11 protein-coding genes are annotated in these 17,790 nt (G+C 59.8%); 9 read left to right on the plus strand and 2 right to left on the minus strand.

All coding sequences use genetic code 11. The features are described 5' to 3' along the window. The first annotated feature begins 30 nt into the window (after positions 1–30). Positions 31–1,659 carry an NAD+ synthase gene (locus GSF27_RS14535; RefSeq protein WP_160970401.1) on the plus strand — a complete coding sequence of 543 codons (1,629 nt, stop codon included), beginning with the start codon at positions 31–33 and terminating at the stop codon, positions 1,657–1,659. A gap of 174 nt (positions 1,660–1,833) precedes the next feature. Here GSF27_RS14535 and GSF27_RS14540 read toward each other — a convergent pair whose 3' ends face one another. Further along, positions 1,834–2,751 carry an outer membrane protein assembly factor BamD gene (locus GSF27_RS14540; protein ID WP_160970403.1) on the minus strand — a complete coding sequence of 306 codons (918 nt, stop codon included), beginning with the start codon at positions 2,749–2,751 and terminating at the stop codon, positions 1,834–1,836. Between the two features lie 156 nt (positions 2,752–2,907). On the opposite strand from GSF27_RS14540, the gene rluD reads away from it, so the two are divergent. The 4 genes from rluD to GSF27_RS14560 all read left to right on the plus strand — a co-directional run bounded on the left by rluD (position 2,908) and on the right by GSF27_RS14560 (position 11,667). After that, complete coding sequence (gene rluD, locus GSF27_RS14545) at positions 2,908–3,882, plus strand: 23S rRNA pseudouridine(1911/1915/1917) synthase RluD (RefSeq protein ID WP_160970405.1); 975 nt, start codon at positions 2,908–2,910, stop codon at positions 3,880–3,882. Positions 3,883–3,930: 48 nt separating this feature from the next. Then, on the plus strand, positions 3,931–4,689 hold the full coding sequence (gene pgeF / locus GSF27_RS14550) for a peptidoglycan editing factor PgeF (protein WP_160970407.1): 759 nt from the start codon (positions 3,931–3,933) through the stop codon (positions 4,687–4,689). Between the two features lie 157 nt (positions 4,690–4,846). Then, entirely contained in the window at positions 4,847–7,465 is a 2,619-nt protein-coding gene (gene clpB / locus GSF27_RS14555) for an ATP-dependent chaperone ClpB (protein ID WP_160970409.1), read from the plus strand. Positions 7,466–8,160: 695 nt separating this feature from the next. Further along, positions 8,161–11,667 carry a PAS-domain containing protein gene (locus tag GSF27_RS14560; protein ID WP_160970411.1) on the plus strand — a complete coding sequence of 1,169 codons (3,507 nt, stop codon included), beginning with the start codon at positions 8,161–8,163 and terminating at the stop codon, positions 11,665–11,667. An 823-nt stretch (positions 11,668–12,490) separates the two neighbouring features. On the opposite strand, the gene GSF27_RS14565 is transcribed toward GSF27_RS14560, so the two are convergent. Next, positions 12,491–13,177, minus strand: coding sequence for a response regulator (locus GSF27_RS14565; RefSeq protein WP_370462613.1), 687 nt, complete (start codon positions 13,175–13,177; stop codon positions 12,491–12,493). Between the two features lie 544 nt (positions 13,178–13,721). Between GSF27_RS14565 and GSF27_RS14570 the strand changes: the two genes are divergently transcribed. From GSF27_RS14570 to GSF27_RS14585, 4 genes are all read left to right on the plus strand, one after another. Next, on the plus strand, positions 13,722–14,951 hold the full coding sequence (locus tag GSF27_RS14570; protein WP_202410471.1) for a DcaP family trimeric outer membrane transporter: 1,230 nt from the start codon (positions 13,722–13,724) through the stop codon (positions 14,949–14,951). 130 nt (positions 14,952–15,081) lie between these two features. Continuing rightward, positions 15,082–15,348 carry a DUF4212 domain-containing protein gene (locus tag GSF27_RS14575; RefSeq protein ID WP_160970413.1) on the plus strand — a complete coding sequence of 89 codons (267 nt, stop codon included), beginning with the start codon at positions 15,082–15,084 and terminating at the stop codon, positions 15,346–15,348. Positions 15,349–15,362: 14 nt separating this feature from the next. Next, a complete protein-coding gene (locus GSF27_RS14580) occupies positions 15,363–17,093 on the plus strand; it encodes a sodium:solute symporter family protein (RefSeq protein WP_160970415.1) in 1,731 nt (576 codons plus the stop codon). A 177-nt stretch (positions 17,094–17,270) separates the two neighbouring features. Further along, positions 17,271–17,777, plus strand: coding sequence for a hypothetical protein (locus tag GSF27_RS14585; RefSeq protein ID WP_160970417.1), 507 nt, complete (start codon positions 17,271–17,273; stop codon positions 17,775–17,777). Positions 17,778–17,790: the final 13 nt, after the last annotated feature.

The raw sequence follows: 17,790 nt of genomic DNA on the forward strand, positions 1-17,790 counted from the left end.
CGGAGTCAGTATCTAACCGGAGTAAAAAATATGCCAACCCTAAAGATAGTCCTGGCCCAGGTAAACCCTCTGGTGGGGGATATCCAGGGCAACACCGAGCTGGTGCTGGATACCGTGCGCCAGGCGCAGTCCGAGCATGGTGCGGATGTGGTGGTGTTTCCGGAACTGACCCTGACCGGCTATCCACCGGAAGACCTGCTGTTGCGGGCCAGCCTGGAGCTGCGCATCAATCGCGCCCTGCAGACCATCTGTGAGGCGTCTTTACAGGCTGCCGTGGTGCTGGGTTATCCGCGGGTGGTGGCGGGTCGCGTCTTCAATATGGCGGGTGTGATTGACGGTGGTGAAATTACCGCCGAGTACGCCAAGCAGCACCTGCCCAACTACCGCGTGTTCGATGAAAAGCGCTACTTCGTGCCCGGTGACACACCCTGTGTGGTGCGGCTGCGGGGTATCAAGGCCGCCATCTCTGTCTGTGAGGATATCTGGCAGATGGAGCCTATGCTGCAGGCCAAAGAGGCCGGTGCCCAGATTATGCTCAACCTCAACGCCTCGCCGTTCCACATCGGCAAGGTGGATGAACGCCGCACCCTGCTGCACGACCGTGCCCGCGAGGGACAGATGCCCATCGTCTATGTGAATCAGGTGGGCGGACAGGATGAGCTGGTGTTCGATGGCGCCTCCATGGTGGTGGACGGTGACGGCGAGCTGCGGGTGCAGGCACCGGCTTTTGAGGAGTCCCTGCTGGCGGTGGAGCTGGAGGTAACCAACGGCCACTGCAAGATCCAGCAGACCAACATTGCGCCCGAGCCCGAGCTGTTGGCCAGCGTTTACCAGGCGCTGGTGCTGGGGGTGCGGGATTACGTCAACAAGAACCGTTTCAAGGGCGTGGTACTGGGACTCTCCGGCGGCATTGATTCGGCCCTGACCTTGGCCATCGCTGTGGATGCCCTGGGTAAGGATCGGGTGGAGGCGGTGATGATGCCGTTCCGCTATACCTCTGACCTGAGTAAAAATGACGCCGCCGATGAAGCCACACGGCTGGGTGTGCGCTATCAGTCCATCTCCATTGAGCCCATGTTCGAGGCTTACATGGCGGCCCTGGCGGATGAGTTTGCCGGTACCAGTCGCGACACCACCGAGGAGAACCTGCAGGCACGCTGTCGCGGTACCCTGTTGATGGCACTTTCCAACAAGAAGGGCTATCTGGTGCTGACCACCGGCAACAAGAGCGAGATGGCGGTGGGCTACTCCACCCTCTACGGCGACATGGCCGGTGGTTTTGATGTGCTCAAGGATGTGCCCAAGGTGATGGTGTTTGAGCTCTCCCGCTACCGCAACAGCCTGGGTGAAGTGATTCCGGTGAGCGTCATCGAGCGTCCGCCGTCAGCGGAACTGGCCCCGGACCAGAAAGATGAGGATAGCTTGCCCCCCTATGAGGTGCTGGATCGTATACTGGAACTCTATGTAGAGCGGGACTGCAGTGCTGCCGCCATTATCGAAGAGGGCTTCGAGGCGGATGTGGTGAACCGGGTTCTGCGTCTGGTGGATCTCAACGAGTACAAGCGCCGCCAGGCCCCGGTGGGACCGCGCATTACCCAGCGTGGCTTCGGTCGCGATCGCCGCTACCCCATTACCAATGGGTGGAAGTTGGGGGAATAAGGGCAGGGGCGCTACGCTTCCAGGAGCTAGGACGCTTCGCTACAGGACGCTGGCGCTACAGGACGCTGGCGCTACAGGACGCTGGCGCTACAGGCTAGGCCCTGGTCCCTAAAAACAAAAAAGCCCTGTGGCGCAAACCACAGGGCTTTTTTGTTGGGAGGAGTTGTTTAACGATCAGGCCGGGTTGGCAGCTTCATCGTCAAAATCCTCGTCCCGGAATTCCGGATTGTAGATGGCGCGACTGTCGAATCCGGGTGGATCTTTTTTGTCGAACAGGCCGAAGGTGAGGTAGCTGATCCAGGAGCGGTCACCGAGGCGGTTGGTGTGCTGGTAGTTGAACTCGCCGTCCACCAGTGCCGGGTGCTCCGGGTAGTTGAGCTTCAGCGTGGCCAGCGCCTGCTGCGCCAGGTCGTCCAGTCCCAGCACGTGGTAGCTCTGGATCATCACTGCCAAGCCGTCCGGTACCGCCGGGGTCTGCTGGAAATTCTCCACCACGTAGCGGCCGCGGTTGGCGGCGGCAATAAAGGCACCGCGCTTCATGTAGTAGTTGGCGGCGTGGATCTCGTAGCGGGCCAGCAGGTTACGCAGGTAGATCATGCGCTTGCGGGCATCCGGGGCGTACTGGCTGTTGGGGAAGCGGGCCAGCAGCTGGGAAAAGTGGGCAAAAGACTGCCGTGCAGCCCCCGGATCACGCTGGGTCAGGTCGGTGGGCAGGAAGCGTTCAAACATGCCGTTACCTTCCGTGAAGGAGGCCAGCCCCTTCATGTAGTAGGCGTAATCCACATTGCGGTGTTGGGGGTGCAGGCGGATAAAGCGATCCGCTGCCGCCGAGGCCGCTTCCGGCTCAAAATTGCGGTAGTAGGCGTAGATCAGCTCCAGCTGGGCCTGTTCGGCGTAGGTGCCGAAGGGGTAGTTGGACTCCAGGGACTGCAGGTTCTCAATGGCCAGATCCCACTGGCTGCTCTTCAGCTGACGCTGGGCGGCGTCATAGAACTCTTTTTCGGTGGCGTACTTGGGGCCTTTCTCATCATTTGAGGAACAGGCGACCAGGAACAGGGCGCTTAACAGCAGGATGGCAACTCGGGCGCGCATAATTTCGCTCTACTTCGTCGTGGCGGAGGGCTTTTGTACATGATTATTGCCGGCCGCTTGATTAAACTACCCAGCTCGCTGGGAAGGGCGTATTTAAACACAGAGCACGGCCAGACCAAAGCGAGCATGATTTCTCTTATTTCAGGTAATCCCAACATGGCAGACAGAATTCAGCAGACCGCAATTGTTCCCCGCGAGATGATGGGCAGCAGGTTGGATTTTGCCGCTGGCGAATTGTTCCCCGGTTTCTCCCGTTCCCGCATCCAGAGCTGGATCAAATCCGGGGCCCTCACCGTCGATGGCCGGGTGGCCAAGCCCAAGGACAAGGTGATGGGGGGCGAGCAGCTGCAGCTGGACGCCGAGCACGAGGAGCAGGGGGACTGGCAGGCCGAGGCCATCGCCCTGGATATCATCTATGAGGATGACCAGATCCTGGTGATCAACAAGCCCAAGGGCCTGGTGGTGCACCCGGCGGCCGGCAACCGCAGCGGCACCCTGCTCAATGGGTTGCTGCACCACTGCCCGGAGCTGATTCACGTGCCGCGGGCGGGCATTGTGCACCGACTGGATAAAGACACCACCGGCCTGATGGTGGTGGCCAAGACCCTGGAGGCCCACGCCGACCTGGTAGCCCAGTTGCAGGAGCGCAGCGTCAGCCGGGAATACGAAGCCGTGGTGGTGGGGGTGATGACCGGAGGCGGCAGTGTGGATGAGCCCATGGGCCGTCACCCGCGCCAGCGGCAGAAGATGGCGGTGGTCAATTTTGGTGGTAAAGAGGCCATTACCCACTACCGTTTACTGAAGCGCTTTGCCAACCACAGCCATGTGCGGCTGAAGCTGGAGACCGGCCGTACCCACCAGATCCGTGTGCACATGGCGCACATCGGCTACCCGCTGGTGGGGGATTCCACCTACGCCGGGCGGATGAAAGTGCCCAAGGGGGCGACTCCGGAGTTGCTGGAGTTCCTGCGTGGCTTTGGTCGCCAGGCACTGCACGCCGCCCAGCTGGGCCTTATTCACCCTGTAACCGGTGATTATATGGAGTGGCAGGTACCTCTGCCCGAGGATATGCAACAGCTGCTGGCGCTGCTGAAAGCGGATGCCAAAGAGCAGGCGGAACGCTGGAATTAATTGTGTTGCCCCGGCGCTACCAATGCGGGGCAGGCGAGGAGTGCATTGATGACCATGGAAGACTGCATTATTCCCGACTGGCCCGCGCCCTCCACGGTGCACGCGGCCATTACCACCCGCCGTGGCGGTTGCAGCAAGGCCCCCTATGACAGCAACAACCTGGCGGCCCACGTGGGTGATCAGAGCGAGGATGTGCAGGCCAATCGGGTGCAGCTGCAACAACAGCTGCAGCTGCCGGCCGAGCCGCAGTGGCTCAATCAGGTGCATGGTATCAAGGTGGTGGAGGCAGAGACTGACGGGCAGGTGCGAACGGCAGATGCGTGCTACAGCCACCAAAGTGGCGTGGTCTGCAGTGTACTGACCGCCGACTGCCTGCCGTTGCTGGTGTGTGATCAGCAGGGCACCCGGGTGGCGGCGATTCACGCCGGCTGGCGCAGCCTGGCCGATGGCATTATCCGCGAGACCATCGCCACCTTTGCCGATCCTGCGCAATGCCTGGTCTATCTCGCCCCGGCCATCAGCCAGGCCCATTTCGAGGTGGGAATCGACGTGCTGGAAGGCTTTTACGAAGGCGCCATCAGTCCCTCCCACTGCGAATCCATCTCCGCTGCCATCCGCCCCAGCGCACGCCATCCCATGAAGTTTCACGCCGACCTTTACGCCCTGGCCCGCGCCGAGTTAACCGAGCTCGGAGTGACGCAGGTGTACGGCGGTACCCACTGCACTTTCGCAGAAGCCGATCTCTTCTATTCTTATCGCCGGGATGGGGATACCGGCCGTATGGCCAGCCTGATCTGGCTGGCCTGATCCGGTGAGCTGCCCGCATTTGCTGTATATCAATCAACTGGCAAAAATGGCGCACGAATTACGCTTTTAGTGGTTGATTTCTGCCATGCTGACCCCATCTAGCGTGTAATCCCGGCCCAAGGGTGCCGGCAACGACGTTTATCAGGTGGGAGACCTCATGCGCATCGACCGTTTGACCAATCAGCTGCAACTGGCGCTTTCCGACGCCCAGTCCCTGGCCGTAGGCCGCGATCACAACCAGATTGAACCCGTGCACCTGCTGCAGGCCTTGCTGGACCAGCAGGGTGGTGCGGTGCGTCCGCTGCTGGTCCAGGCGGGCTTTGACATCACTGCTTTGCGCAATGGCTTGGCCAAGGCGCTGGACGGTCTGGCGCGGGTACAGAGCCCTACCGGTGACGTGAATATGTCCCAGGAGTTGGCGCGCCTGCTCAACCTGGCGGACAAAAAGGCCCAGCAGAACGGCGATGCCTACATCTCCAGCGAGTGTGTGCTGCAGGCGGCCATGGATGACGGGGCCAGTGCACTGGGCAAGATTCTCAAATCCTGCGGCGAGGCAGGCAAACTCAATGAGGCCATCACCAAGGTGCGCGGTGGCGAAGCGGTCAACAATCCCGACGCCGAAGGCAACCGTCAGGCGCTGGATAAATACACCATCGATCTCACCGCCCGTGCCGAAGCCGGCAAGCTGGACCCGGTGATCGGTCGTGACGACGAGATCCGCCGGACCATCCAGGTGTTGCAGCGTCGCACCAAAAACAACCCGGTGCTGATCGGCGAGCCCGGTGTGGGTAAGACCGCCATCGTGGAAGGTCTGGCCCAGCGCATCGTCAACGGCGAAGTGCCGGAAGGTCTGAAAAACAAGCGTCTGTTGTCACTGGATCTGGGCGCGTTGCTGGCGGGTGCCAAGTTCCGCGGCGAGTTCGAGGAGCGCCTGAAGTCGGTGCTCAACGAACTGGCCAAGCAGGAGGGGCGCATCATCCTCTTCGTCGACGAGCTGCACACCATGGTGGGAGCCGGTAAAGCCGAAGGCGCGATGGACGCCGGCAACATGCTCAAGCCGGCACTGGCCCGCGGTGAACTGCACTGTGTGGGTGCCACCACCCTGGATGAGTACCGTCAGTACATCGAGAAGGACGCCGCACTGGAACGCCGCTTCCAGAAAGTACTGGTTGACGAACCCAGTGAAGAGGACACCATCGCCATCCTGCGCGGTTTGAAAGAGCGTTACGAAGTTCACCACGGTGTGGATATTACCGACTCGGCGATTATTGCCGCGGCTAAACTGTCGCAGCGCTATATCACCGACCGCCAGCTGCCGGACAAGGCCATCGACCTGATCGACGAGGCCGCCAGTCGCATCCGTATGGAAATCGATTCCAAACCCGAGGAGATGGACCGTCTTGAGCGGCGCCTGATCCAGCTCAAGATTGAGCGCGAGGCGGTAAAGAAAGAAGACACCGATTCGGCGCGCAAACAGCTGGAGATTCTTAGCGGCGAGATTGAAAAGGCCGAGCGTGCCTTTGCCGACCTGGATGAAGTGTGGCGTGCGGAAAAGGCCGCCCTGCACGGTTCGGCTGGTATTAAAGCCAACCTGGAGCAGGCGCGGATGGATCTGGAAGCCGCGCGCCGCGCCGGTGACCTGGGGCGCATGTCCGAGCTGCAGTACGGTGTTATTCCGGAGCTGGAAAAGCAGCTGGAAGCCGCCAGCCAGGCGGAAAATATCGAGATGAAACTGCTGCGCAACCGCGTTACCGATGAAGAAATTGCCGAAGTGGTCTCCAAGTGGACCGGCATTCCGGTGAGCAAAATGCTGGAAGGCGAGCGCGAAAAACTGCTGCGCATGGAAGAGTTCCTGCACCAGCGGGTCATCGGTCAGGGCGAGGCGGTGGTGGCGGTCTCCAATGCCGTGCGCCGCTCACGGGCGGGACTGTCGGATCCCAACCGCCCCAACGGTTCCTTCCTGTTCCTCGGTCCCACCGGTGTGGGTAAAACCGAATTGTGCAAAGCGTTAGCTGAGTTTCTGTTTGATACCCAGGAAGCGATGGTGCGGATCGACATGTCCGAGTTTATGGAGAAGCACTCGGTGGCTCGCCTGATCGGTGCGCCGCCCGGCTATGTGGGTTACGAAGAGGGTGGTTACCTAACTGAAGCGGTGCGCCGCAAACCATACTCCGTGCTGCTGCTGGATGAGGTGGAGAAGGCCCATCCGGATGTGTTCAACATCCTGTTGCAGGTGCTGGACGATGGTCGCCTCACGGATGGTCAGGGGCGTACCGTGGATTTCCGCAACACGGTAGTGGTCATGACCTCCAACCTCGGTTCCGACGCCATCCAGGAGATCGCCCGCAACAAGGCCTTTGAGGGAATTTCCAGCGAGGGCAGTGGCGAGAACGAGGTGCGCTATGAAGCCATGAAGTCAGCGGTCATGGATGTGGTGGGGGGACACTTCCGCCCCGAGTTTATCAACCGTATTGATGAAGTGGTGGTGTTCCATCCGCTGGGCAAGAGCCAGATTCACGGCATTGCCACCATCCAGCTGGACCTGCTGCGCAAGCGACTGGCGGAGCGCGAGCTAGGCTTCGAGGTGGACGAGTCCGCCATGAGCAAGCTGGCGGAAGTGGGCTACGATCCGGTGTATGGCGCCCGTCCCCTGAAACGGGCTATCCAGCAATACATCGAAAACCCGCTGGCGCAGGATGTACTGGCCGGCAAGTTTGCGCCGGGCGATACCATTCATGCGAAGCTGGAGGGTGACCGGATTGTCATGAGTCACTGACTGCGGGTAACGCTGGCAATAAAAAACGCGGCTTCGGCCGCGTTTTTTATTGCCCGGCCACTTTGTTGCTTTGAGATCAGCCATACTTCCCGGCTGTCATTGCGAGGAGCGCAGGGACGAAGCAATCCATGTATGGCCGCGGCCCTGGGCGCGGAGTGAACATGGGTTGCCGCGCTGCGCTCGCAACGACGGGTGTGGGGTATGGAGGGGGGCACCAACCTACACCACAAGAGCCACCACATTCTTCAGCCGTCATTGCGAGGAGCGCAGAGACGAAGCAATCCATGTATGGCAGCGGCCCCGGGTTCGGAGTGAACATGGGTTGCCGCGCTACGCTCGCAACGACGGGTGTGGGGGGGCACCAACCTACACCGCAAGAGCCACCACACTCTTCAGCCGTCATTGCGAGGAGCGCAGGGACGAAGCAATCCATGTATGGCAGCGGCCCAGGGTTCGGAGTGAACATGGGTTGCCGCGCTACGCTCGCAACGACGGGAATCGGGGATTTCTGCCGAGCCTGTGTTCCGGAAGGGCGTAACGCCAAACAAGTTCGTCAGAGGATCAGGTGAATTACTGTCCGCCGAAGCGCCCGACCTAGGTCGAATGGGACAGCTGGCGGTTTTTGGTTAGACTGGGCGGACGTTTGCTCCGCTGTACGGGGTGGCGTGAACCGTTTTTTCACTCCAGGGCACGGCATGGACAGTCAGTTACTCATTATTCTGGTATGCCTCTACAGCGGCCTGCTGTTTGCCATCGCCTGGGTTGCGGAGCGCTTTGGCCACGGTCTGCACAAGACCTGGCTGCGGCCGCTGATCTACACCCTGTCGATCGGCGTTTATTGCAGCTCCTGGACGTTCCTGGGGGCTGTGGGGCAAGCGGTTCAGGACGGCTGGATCTTCTCGTCCATCTATCTTGGTCCCATCCTGCTGATCACATTTGGCTGGCCCTTTTTGCGTCGCCTGCTGGTGGTCAGCTCCCGTAACAAGGTCACCTCCATTGCCGACTTTATCGGCTCCCGTTATGGCAAGAGCCAGCGCCTGGCGGCCACCGTTACACTGGTATTGGTTATCGGTACCTTGCCCTATATCGCGCTGCAGCTGCGGGCGGTGGGTATCGCCTGGCAGGGGATTCACTGGACCGAAATTGTGGAGACCCGTTTTGACGGCTGGTCGAGCCTGATCGCCGCCCTCGCCATGGCCTGGTTCAGTATCCTGTTTGGTACTCGCATTATCGACGGGCCGGATCGCTACCGCGGCATGATAACGGCAGTGGCCCTGGAATCGGTGGTGAAAATCATCGCCTTTGTGATGGTGGCGTGGTTGGCGATACGCCTGTTACAGGCGCCGGGGCTGGAAGTCTCCGATATGGTGCCCAACTTCCGCACCGAGCAGCTGACCAGTCCGCTGTTTATCACCCAGGTGCTGCTGGCGGCTTGTGCCATTGTCTGTCTGCCACGGCAATTTCACGTCATGGTGGTGGAGTACCAGCACCGTACCGACCTGCGTTACACGCGCTGGCTGCTGCCACTCTATCTGGCGCTGTTTGCGGTTCTGGTGTTTCCCATGGCACAAGTGGGCGCACAGCTGTTCAGTGGCCTGGCCATAGCGCCGGACAGCTATGTACTCACCCTGCCGCGCTGGGCCGGTGCCGAGACCACCCTGGCTACCACCTTTATCGGTGCGCTGTCGGCAGCCACCGGTATGGTGGTGGTGGCCACCATCGCCCTCTCCATCATGATCTCCAACGAACTGATTGTGCCGCTGTGGCTGCGCTCCAGTTCCCAGCGCGGCAAGAGCGCGGCCGACCTCGGTGCGTCACTGCGCCTGATCCGCCGTATCTCCATTATCGCCGTGCTGGTGCTGGCCTGGGCGCTGGAGCGGGTGCTGGCCAACTCCAAGGGTCTGGCCAGTATGGGCATCATCTCCTTTGCCGCCTGTGCGCAGTTGATGCCGGCGGTGGTGGCGGCGCTCTACTGGCCGCGAGGCCACGCCAATGGCGTGGCTGTCGGCCTGCTGGTGGGCATGCTGCTGTGGTTCTATTGCCTGCTGCTGCCGGCCCTGCTGCCGGCGGATCATCCGTTGATGATTGCGGGGCTGGGAGGCCTGAGCTGGTTGCGGCCCAATGCCTTGTTTGGTCTCACCGGTCTCGATCCGGTGAGCCACGGCGTGTTCTGGAGCCTGTTGCTCAACACCTTGGTGTTCCTGCTGGTGTCGAAACGCTCCACCTTCCGCCTGCTGGATGTCCGGCAGGCCGATGCCTTTACCCGCCTGCGCTGGCGCATGCGCCGTCAATCGCTGGATATGGAGCCCTCCGGCATCGAGGTGCAGCAGCTGCACGCGCTGATGGAGCCGCTGTTCGGTGTCGAGCGCACCCTGGATATGTGGCGTGAGTTCGAGCAGGAGGTGGGGCATCGTCTGCTGCCACACGATCAGGCGCCACGCTTTGCGGTGACCGCCATCGAGAGTGACCTGGCGGCGATTATCGGCGCGGTCTCTGCCCACAAGGCGATGCAGCTGCTGGTTAGCCAGCAGCCACTGCAGCTGCAGGACTTTGTGTCGCTGGTGGGCGGCAGTTCCCGCCAGCTGCAATTCAGCCAGACCTTGCTGCAGACCACCCTGGAGACTATTCCCCAGGGCATCAGCGTGGTGGACAAGGACCTCAAGCTGGTGGCCTGGAACCAGCAGTACCAGCAGATGTTCGACTACCCCAAACGACTGCTCTACGTGGGTTGTGATATTGAAAAGATCTACCACTACAACGCCATGCGCGGTTACATCGGCAGTGGTAACGATCCGGTAGAGTCCACCGTGCAGCGGCGCCTGGAGCAGTTGCGATCCGGCAGCAGCCACCGCATTGAAAGGGTATTGCCCAATGGGCGGGTGATCGAGATTCGCGGCACGCCACTGGCCAACGGCGGCTACGTGACCACCTACACCGATGTCAGTGATTACCACCTGATGCTGGACCAGCTGGAGGTGGCGAAGGAGACCCTGGAGGACCGGGTCGAGGCGCGCACCGCCGAGTTGCAGGAGGCCAACACCATGCTGCAGCGGGAGAACGACCTGCGGGCGCGGGTGGAGCAGGAGCTGAAAGCGGTGCACGCCAGCAAGAGCCGCTTCCTCGCTGCTGCCAGCCACGACCTGCTGCAACCGATCAATGCGGCGCGGCTGTTTGTCTCCTCCCTCAGTGCCAAGGTGGGCGAGCAGCCCTCCGGCCTGCGGGGGGATGTGGACTACCTGGACGATGCCCTGGCGCAGGCTGAACAGCTGATCAGCTCCCTGCGAGAAATCTCGCGGCTGGAGTCGGGCAAGGAGCAGCCCAAGCGCGAGCACTTCGCCCTCGATACCCTGCTGCGGCAGCTGGCCAGTGAGGCGCAGGCACTGGCCTCCACCCGCGAGTCGCTGGCGTTTCGCTGGGTGCCGTCCTCTGTGTGGGTCAACAGTGACGCGGTGCTGCTGCGCCGGGTGCTGCAGAATTTTGTCTCCAATGCCCTCCGCTATACGCGGCAGGGCAAGGTGCTGCTGGGCTGCCGGCGCCACCGCGATCATGTGGTGGTGGAGGTGTGGGATACAGGCCCGGGTATTGCCGAGCAGGACCGGCAGCGAATCTTTGAGGAGTTCGAGCGCTTGCCCTCCAGTGGTGGTGGCAATCAGGGATTGGGGTTGGGGCTCTCTATCGCCAAGCGCATTTCCCTGCTGCTGGGACATCCCATCAGCGTCGACTCGGTGCCGGGCAAGGGCTCGGTATTCCGCATCTCCGTCAGCCTCGGCGAACCGCAGCAGCAGGTGCGCACCAAACCGGTGGCGGAGGGCTTTCTGGGCGAGCTGTCGATTCTCTGTATCGATAACGAGCCGGTGATCCTGGCGGGCATGAAATCCCTGCTGGAACAGTGGGGGTGTCGTGTGGTGCTGGCGACTGACCTGCGTGAGGCATTGTCGCGCTGGAGCGATGACAGTGCGCCGCAGCTGGTGCTGGCGGATTTCCATCTCGACGAAGAGACCGGCCTGGATGTACTGGAAGCGCTGCGTTATCACTGGCAGGAGCCGATTCCGGCCATCGTCATCAGTGCCGATAACAGCGATGAGGTTCGTCACCAGGTGCAGGAGGCCGACTGCCTGTTTCTCGCCAAGCCGGTACAGCCGGTGGCGCTGCGCAACATGATGCGTCGCGCTCTGCGGCGTCAGCGCTTGCTGGTGGGTTAGGTACGTCTCGGCTAATCGTCCTTGTGAGCGTCGCGTCGTTGTTGGTTCCCGTAATCCTTCAATCCGGAACCCCGTCGTTGCGAGCGCAGCGCGGCAACCCATGTTCACTCTGGATCTCGGGCCGCTGCCAGACATGGATTGCTTCGTCTCTGCGTTCCTCGCAATGACGGTCGGGGAGTGTGTGGCACAGGTTCTTACTTCGCAGCGGCCGGGCCGCAACCTCCAAACCCCGTCGTTGCGAGCGCAGCGCGGCAACCCATGTTCACTCTGGATCTCGGGCCGCTGCCAGACATGGCTTGCTTCGTCTCTGCGTTCCTCGCAATGACGGTCGGGGAGTGTGTGGCACAGGTTCTTACTTCGCAGCGGCCGGGCCGCAACCTCCAAACCCCGTCGTTGCGAGCGCAGCGCGGCAACCCATGTTCACTCTGGATCTCGGGCCGCTGCCAGACATGGCTTGCTTCGTCTCTGCGTTCCTCGCAATGACGGTCGGGGAGTGTGTGGCAGGTTCTTGCTGCGCCGCGGCCGGGCCGCAACCTCCAAACCCCGTCGTTGCGAGCGCAGCGCGGCAACCCATGTTCACTTCGGCCGGTCTCCAGGTGCCAGGCATGGTTTGCTTCGCCGCTGAAAACCGCGTCTCGCAATGACGGTCGGGGAGTGTGTGGCACATGTTCTTACTTCGCCGCGGCCGGGGTCGTAACCTCCAAACCCCGTCGTTGCGAGCGCAGCGAAGCAACCCATGCTCACTCCGAAAGCCGTTCAGGTGCACAGCACAGGATGGATTCACTGTTCCCGAGAAGAGCGGTGAATAGTTGAGGGAAGGCTGTTATTGCGGGCTTTTACGAAACTCATCCAGCGATTGCACCGGGTGCACCGCCAGCTGGCCGATGGCCACCGCGGCCTGGGTGCGGGAGTGGACTCCCAGCTTGCGGAAGATCTCGGTCATGTGCGCCTTGATGGTGGCTTCGGTGACATTGAGCTCATAGGCGATCTGCTTGTTCAGTAAGCCCTGGCTCACCATGGAGGCAACCCGGAACTGCTGTGGGGTCAGGCTGGCAAGGGCGTCGGCAATGGAGAGTTCCTCGTCACCGGCAATCGGTGTCTGGTCTACCCCCGCCGGCAGCCAGGTGGCGCCACTGAGCACCGCTTGCAGGGCTTCCATCATGGTATCGATGCCGGCACTCTTGGGCAGGAACCCCGCGGCACCGTGGTCGATGGCGCGGCGCATGATCTCTGGTTCCTCATGAGCCGAGACCACCATCACCGGCACATTGGGATGATGCGCCGTCAGGTACACCAGCGCACTGAATCCCTCGGCGCCCGGCATGTGCAGGTCCAGCAGTATCAGGTTGGCTTGTGGCGTCTGTTCCACCATTTGTTGCAGACCGGGAAAGTCTTCGGTTTCCAGAACGGAGGGGCTGTCGAGGCCGCGCGTCAGCGTAGCACTCAGGGCCGAGCGGAACAGGGGGTGGTCGTCAGCAATAATAATGCAGGTTGAGGGATTCATTGCCATGCGCGGATATCTTGCTTTTTATTGTGCTATCGGAATGGGCCTCAGTATGCGGGATGGTCTTCGAAATTGCTACGACTGATGTGACAGGTGCCAGTGTTGCAACGCGGGACGCAGGTAGGCAGATGCCAGGGGTTTTCGTGCCAGGCGTTGAGAGAGGAGGCGGGTATCTTGTCTGGCAGTAAAAAGCGCCGATAAAAAAACAGTCTCCCGAAGGAGACTGTGCAGAGTAAGACTCTCAGTTGAGTATAGAGTGAACCTGAGGGTTCGAGATCGCTTCCTGCTGGCAGGACGCCACCTCTGGTACAGCAGACCGGGTCGCAGTCCTGTCCCGATCACAGCGACAGTATTCAATGGCTCCGCTTCTGCTGCCATTAGACTTTGGTCGGTTTGTAGTCCGGCTTCCGGATTGAGTTCCCTTCACCCTCTTAGACTTTGGTCGAGGCATAGACTAATGGTTAATGTTTCTGTTGATCTCTCCTGCTAATACTTGACGCTCGATAAGAATAACCAATCCAACAACAAGAAAAGCGGAGAGGATATGGACATGACACATCTGTTGAAAAAATCCCCACTGGCGTGCGCCATCGGTGCGTGCCTGTTGATGTCTGTGGCGCCGGCCATGGCTGCTGACGGCGACGTCGAGCAGCGTATTCAGTCGCTGGAGCAAGAGATTCAATCCCTAAAGAGTCAGGTGTCTCAGGGCGGAAGTTCCGCAGGGGCGCCGGTGAAGGCAGCGAAAAGTAGTAGCCTGACTTTTGGTGGTTACCTGAAAGCGGATTACCGCAATGTGTCCGGTGACCTGGCATACCAGGATTACTGGCGCGGTAACAACCCCGGTGAAAAAGATACCAATCACACTGGTTTCAATGTTAAAGAAACTCGTCTCAACTCGACCTATACCAATGGCGATGTCAAAGCCTTTGTAGAGATGGATTTTTATGGTGGTGATGGCAACGAGGTTGCCACCAACTCCACCAACCCGCGCCTGCGCCATGCCTTTATTCAGTACAAGAACTGGATGGTAGGGCAGTACTGGTCGACCTTTACCCCGGCCATGACCTTCCCTGATGCGCTGGACTTTGGTGGTCCGATTGTGGCGGAAGTGTTTGTGCGTCAGCCGCAGATTCGCTACACCATTGGTGGCTTCAGCATTGCGCTGGAAAATCCGGAAACCTGGGGCGATGGGCAGGTGGATGGGAACTCGGCAGGTGGTGGTGCCAGTGGTGTTGATGCCGATGAGGCTTTCCCCGATGTAGTGGCTACCTATAAGTTCGGTGGCGATTGGGGTTCCATTCAGGTCGGTGCGCTGGTTCGCCAGATTGACAGCGATACCAATGCCGGCGGCGCCGCCGATGATGAGCTCAGCGAGACCACGGTTGCTGCCAACATTGGTGGCCTGATCAAGATTGGCTCCAAAGATGATCTGCGTTTCCAGGTTAACGTCGGTGAGTCAGGTCGTTACGTCGGTGCCGGTATGGTGGGCGATATTGTGGTTGATCCCGATACTGGTGACCTTGAGGTTGAAGAGACCGTGGCTGCCAATGTTTCCTATCGTCACTTCTGGAATGCCGATTGGCGCAGCACGGTCTACTACGGCATTGCCCAAACCGATGTGACCGAGCTGGAGCGGGCACATGCCGGCGTCAACCTGATTCGTCAGTTGACCCCGGATCTTTCTGTGGGTGTGGAAGTCGGTAACTTCGCCGTCAACGACGACAATGGTACCGATGCCGATTCCAATTATTTCCAGATGTCCTGGAAGTACAACCTGTAATTTCCGCAGTGTAATAAACGGCACGGTGCCGGACACGGCGCCGTGCTCCTAGACCAATGTCCAATGGTTGCTGGCAAGGTGTTCGGCGACACTGGTACGGTCAAATAACAATAAGTTGGAGGAAGCTCTCATGGCTTTTAAGTCAGAAGACGATGCCAAGGCTTACTGGAAAGAGAACCTGAGCCTCATGGTCAAGTTGATGATCATCTGGTTTGTAGTCTCTTTCGGTTGCGGCATCCTGTTGGTGGATGTTCTCAATAATATTCAGATCGGTGGATACAAACTGGGCTTCTGGTTTGCCCAGCAAGGCGCAATCTACACCTTTGTAGTACTGATCTATTACTACGCCAGAAAGATGGGCGCCCTTGACCGTAAATACGGCGTCCACGACGAATAATAAGAGGTGAGATCATGGATCTGAAAACAATGACCTACATCGTTGTAGGTCTCTCATTCGCACTCTATCTCGGTATCGCCTTCTGGGCGCGTGCCGGTTCCACCAAGGACTTCTACGTCGCGGGCGGCGGTGTACACCCCATCTCCAACGGTATGGCGACGGCGGCTGACTGGATGTCTGCAGCTTCCTTCATCTCCATGGCCGGCCTGATCGCCTTTATGGGCTACGGCGGTTCCGTGTTCCTGATGGGCTGGACAGGTGGTTACGTTATCCTGGCCATGCTGCTGGCACCTTACCTGCGCAAGTACGGCAAGTTTACCGTGCCGGAGTTTATCGGTGACCGCTTCTACTCCCGTACGGCGCGTATCGTGGCTGTAATCTGCCTGATCATCTGTTCTGTAACCTACGTTATCGGCCAGATGAAAGGTGTGGGCGTGGCCTTCTCCCGCTTCCTGGAAGTGAGCTACGAAACCGGCCTGCTGGTGGGTATGGTGATCGTGTTCTTCTACGCCGTACTCGGTGGTATGAAGGGGATTACCTACACCCAGATCGCCCAGTACTGTGTATTGATCTTTGCCTACACCATCCCGGCAATCTTTATCTCCCTCAACCTGACCGGCAATCCACTGCCGCAGCTGGGCCTGGGTAGTACGTTGACGGGCACCGACACCTATCTGCTGGATAGACTCGATCAGGTGGTGACGGAGCTGGGCTGGGCCGAGTACACCACAACGCCGCGACTGAGCATGACCAACATGTTCGTCTACACCCTGTCGCTGATGATTGGTACTGCCGGTCTGCCGCACGTGATTATTCGCTTCTTCACTGTGCCTAAAGTGAAGGATGCCCGTTCTTCCGCCGGTTGGGCGCTGGTGTTTATTGCCATCCTCTACACCACTGCACCTGCGGTGGCTGGTATGGCTCGCCTGAACCTGATCAACACCATTGAGCCGGCTTCCGGCAAGCACATCACCTACGATGAGCGTCCACAGTGGTTCAAAAACTGGGAGAAAACCGGTCTGTTGCAGTACGAAGACAAGAACGGTGACGGTCGTATCCAGTACACCGCCGATGCCGCTACCAACGAGATGGTGAAAGTGGATAACGACATCATGGTGCTGGCCAACCCCGAAATTGCCCGCCTGCCAAACTGGGTAATTGCGCTGGTGGCCGCCGGTGGTCTGGCTGCTGCACTCTCTACCGCTGCAGGTCTGCTGCTGGCGATCTCCTCGGCCATCTCCCACGACTTGCTGAAAGGGGTATTTGCACCGCAGATCAGCGAGAAAACGGAGTTGACCGCATCCCGGATTGCCATGGCGCTGGCCATTTGTGGAGCGGGCTATCTGGGATACAACCCGCCTGACTTTGCCGCAGGTACGGTGGCGCTGGCCTTCGGCCTGGCTGCTTCCTCTATCTTCCCGGTACTGATGATGGGTATCTTCAGTAAGCGTGTGAACAAAGAGGGTGCTATCGCCGGTATGGTGGCGGGTATTGCCGTAACCCTGCTGTACGTGTTCCAGCACAAAGGCATCATGTTTATCCCCGGTACGGAGTACCTCGGCAGCATGAGCCCCAACTGGTTCCTGGGTATCGAGCCTAACGCCTTTGGTACCATCGGTGCGATCGTGAACTTTGCGGTAGCCTACGGTGTGTCCCTGGCCACCCAGCAGCCGCCACAGGAAGTTCAGGAACTGGTTGAACATATTCGTGTTCCAACCGGTGTGGCAGATGCCCACGGGCACTGATTTACCCTGACTCCACACAGAGGCCCCTGCGGGGGCCTTTTGTGTGTCTGCCTGTTAAAAATGAACCGTTGTGAGTTGACCGCGTTGCTGCACTGCCAGCATAGTGATCATTGTTAATCCGTGATAAGCCAGTCGTTAAACGCTTATCTTCCTTGTCAGAATAATGAGAGGTGTCTGTTGAGCATCCTGACAAACAAACATGTCGTGGTCGCCCTGATCGTAACTCCCATCCTCGCCGTACTCGGCTACTTCATGGTGGATTCCATGGTGTCGGAGAAACCACACGCCGCCAAGGCGGGTGGGCACTATGAGCTGGTGGCACTACCCAATTGCCGTTACCAGAGTGGCCAGTGCGTGATGAAAAATGGCGACTTTAAACTAACTCTGACGGCTTCCGGTGCCGCCGGTGGCAACCTGCAGTTACGTCTGGAATCTGTCTTCCCGCTGGACGCCGCGCTGATTTCACAAGTGAGCAGTGACGGCAGCAATCCGCCACAGCCCATGCGTGCAGATGATCCCGAGGGTCTGGTGTGGCAGTTGCAATTACCCCCACAGGCCAGCGGTGCAGAAGTGCGCGTGGCCGTTGCTGTGAACCAGGCCTGGTATTACGGCGAGGCGCCACTGCTGTTTACCGAGTATGCCACTGTCTTTGGTAAGGATTTTCGCCGGGAGGCGGAACACTGACACGCCACGCGTG

The organism is Pseudomaricurvus sp. HS19 (assembly GCF_009857815.1).
Lineage (GTDB): Bacteria > Pseudomonadota > Gammaproteobacteria > Pseudomonadales > Cellvibrionaceae > Pseudomaricurvus.

What these genes read in the sequence shown, in the direction of transcription:
- GSF27_RS14535 (WP_160970401.1), top strand. Translation starts at nt 31, where the DNA reads ATGCCAACCCTAAAGATAGTCCTGGCCCAGGTAAACCCTCTGGTGGGG.
- GSF27_RS14540 (WP_160970403.1), bottom strand. Translation starts at nt 2,751, where the DNA reads ATGCGCGCCCGAGTTGCCATCCTGCTGTTAAGCGCCCTGTTCCTGGTC.
- rluD (WP_160970405.1), top strand. Translation starts at nt 2,908, where the DNA reads ATGGCAGACAGAATTCAGCAGACCGCAATTGTTCCCCGCGAGATGATG.
- pgeF (WP_160970407.1), top strand. Translation starts at nt 3,931, where the DNA reads ATGACCATGGAAGACTGCATTATTCCCGACTGGCCCGCGCCCTCCACG.
- clpB (WP_160970409.1), top strand. Translation starts at nt 4,847, where the DNA reads ATGCGCATCGACCGTTTGACCAATCAGCTGCAACTGGCGCTTTCCGAC.
- GSF27_RS14560 (WP_160970411.1), top strand. Translation starts at nt 8,161, where the DNA reads ATGGACAGTCAGTTACTCATTATTCTGGTATGCCTCTACAGCGGCCTG.
- GSF27_RS14565 (WP_370462613.1), bottom strand. Translation starts at nt 13,177, where the DNA reads ATGGCAATGAATCCCTCAACCTGCATTATTATTGCTGACGACCACCCC.
- GSF27_RS14570 (WP_202410471.1), top strand. Translation starts at nt 13,722, where the DNA reads ATGACACATCTGTTGAAAAAATCCCCACTGGCGTGCGCCATCGGTGCG.
- GSF27_RS14575 (WP_160970413.1), top strand. Translation starts at nt 15,082, where the DNA reads ATGGCTTTTAAGTCAGAAGACGATGCCAAGGCTTACTGGAAAGAGAAC.
- GSF27_RS14580 (WP_160970415.1), top strand. Translation starts at nt 15,363, where the DNA reads ATGGATCTGAAAACAATGACCTACATCGTTGTAGGTCTCTCATTCGCA.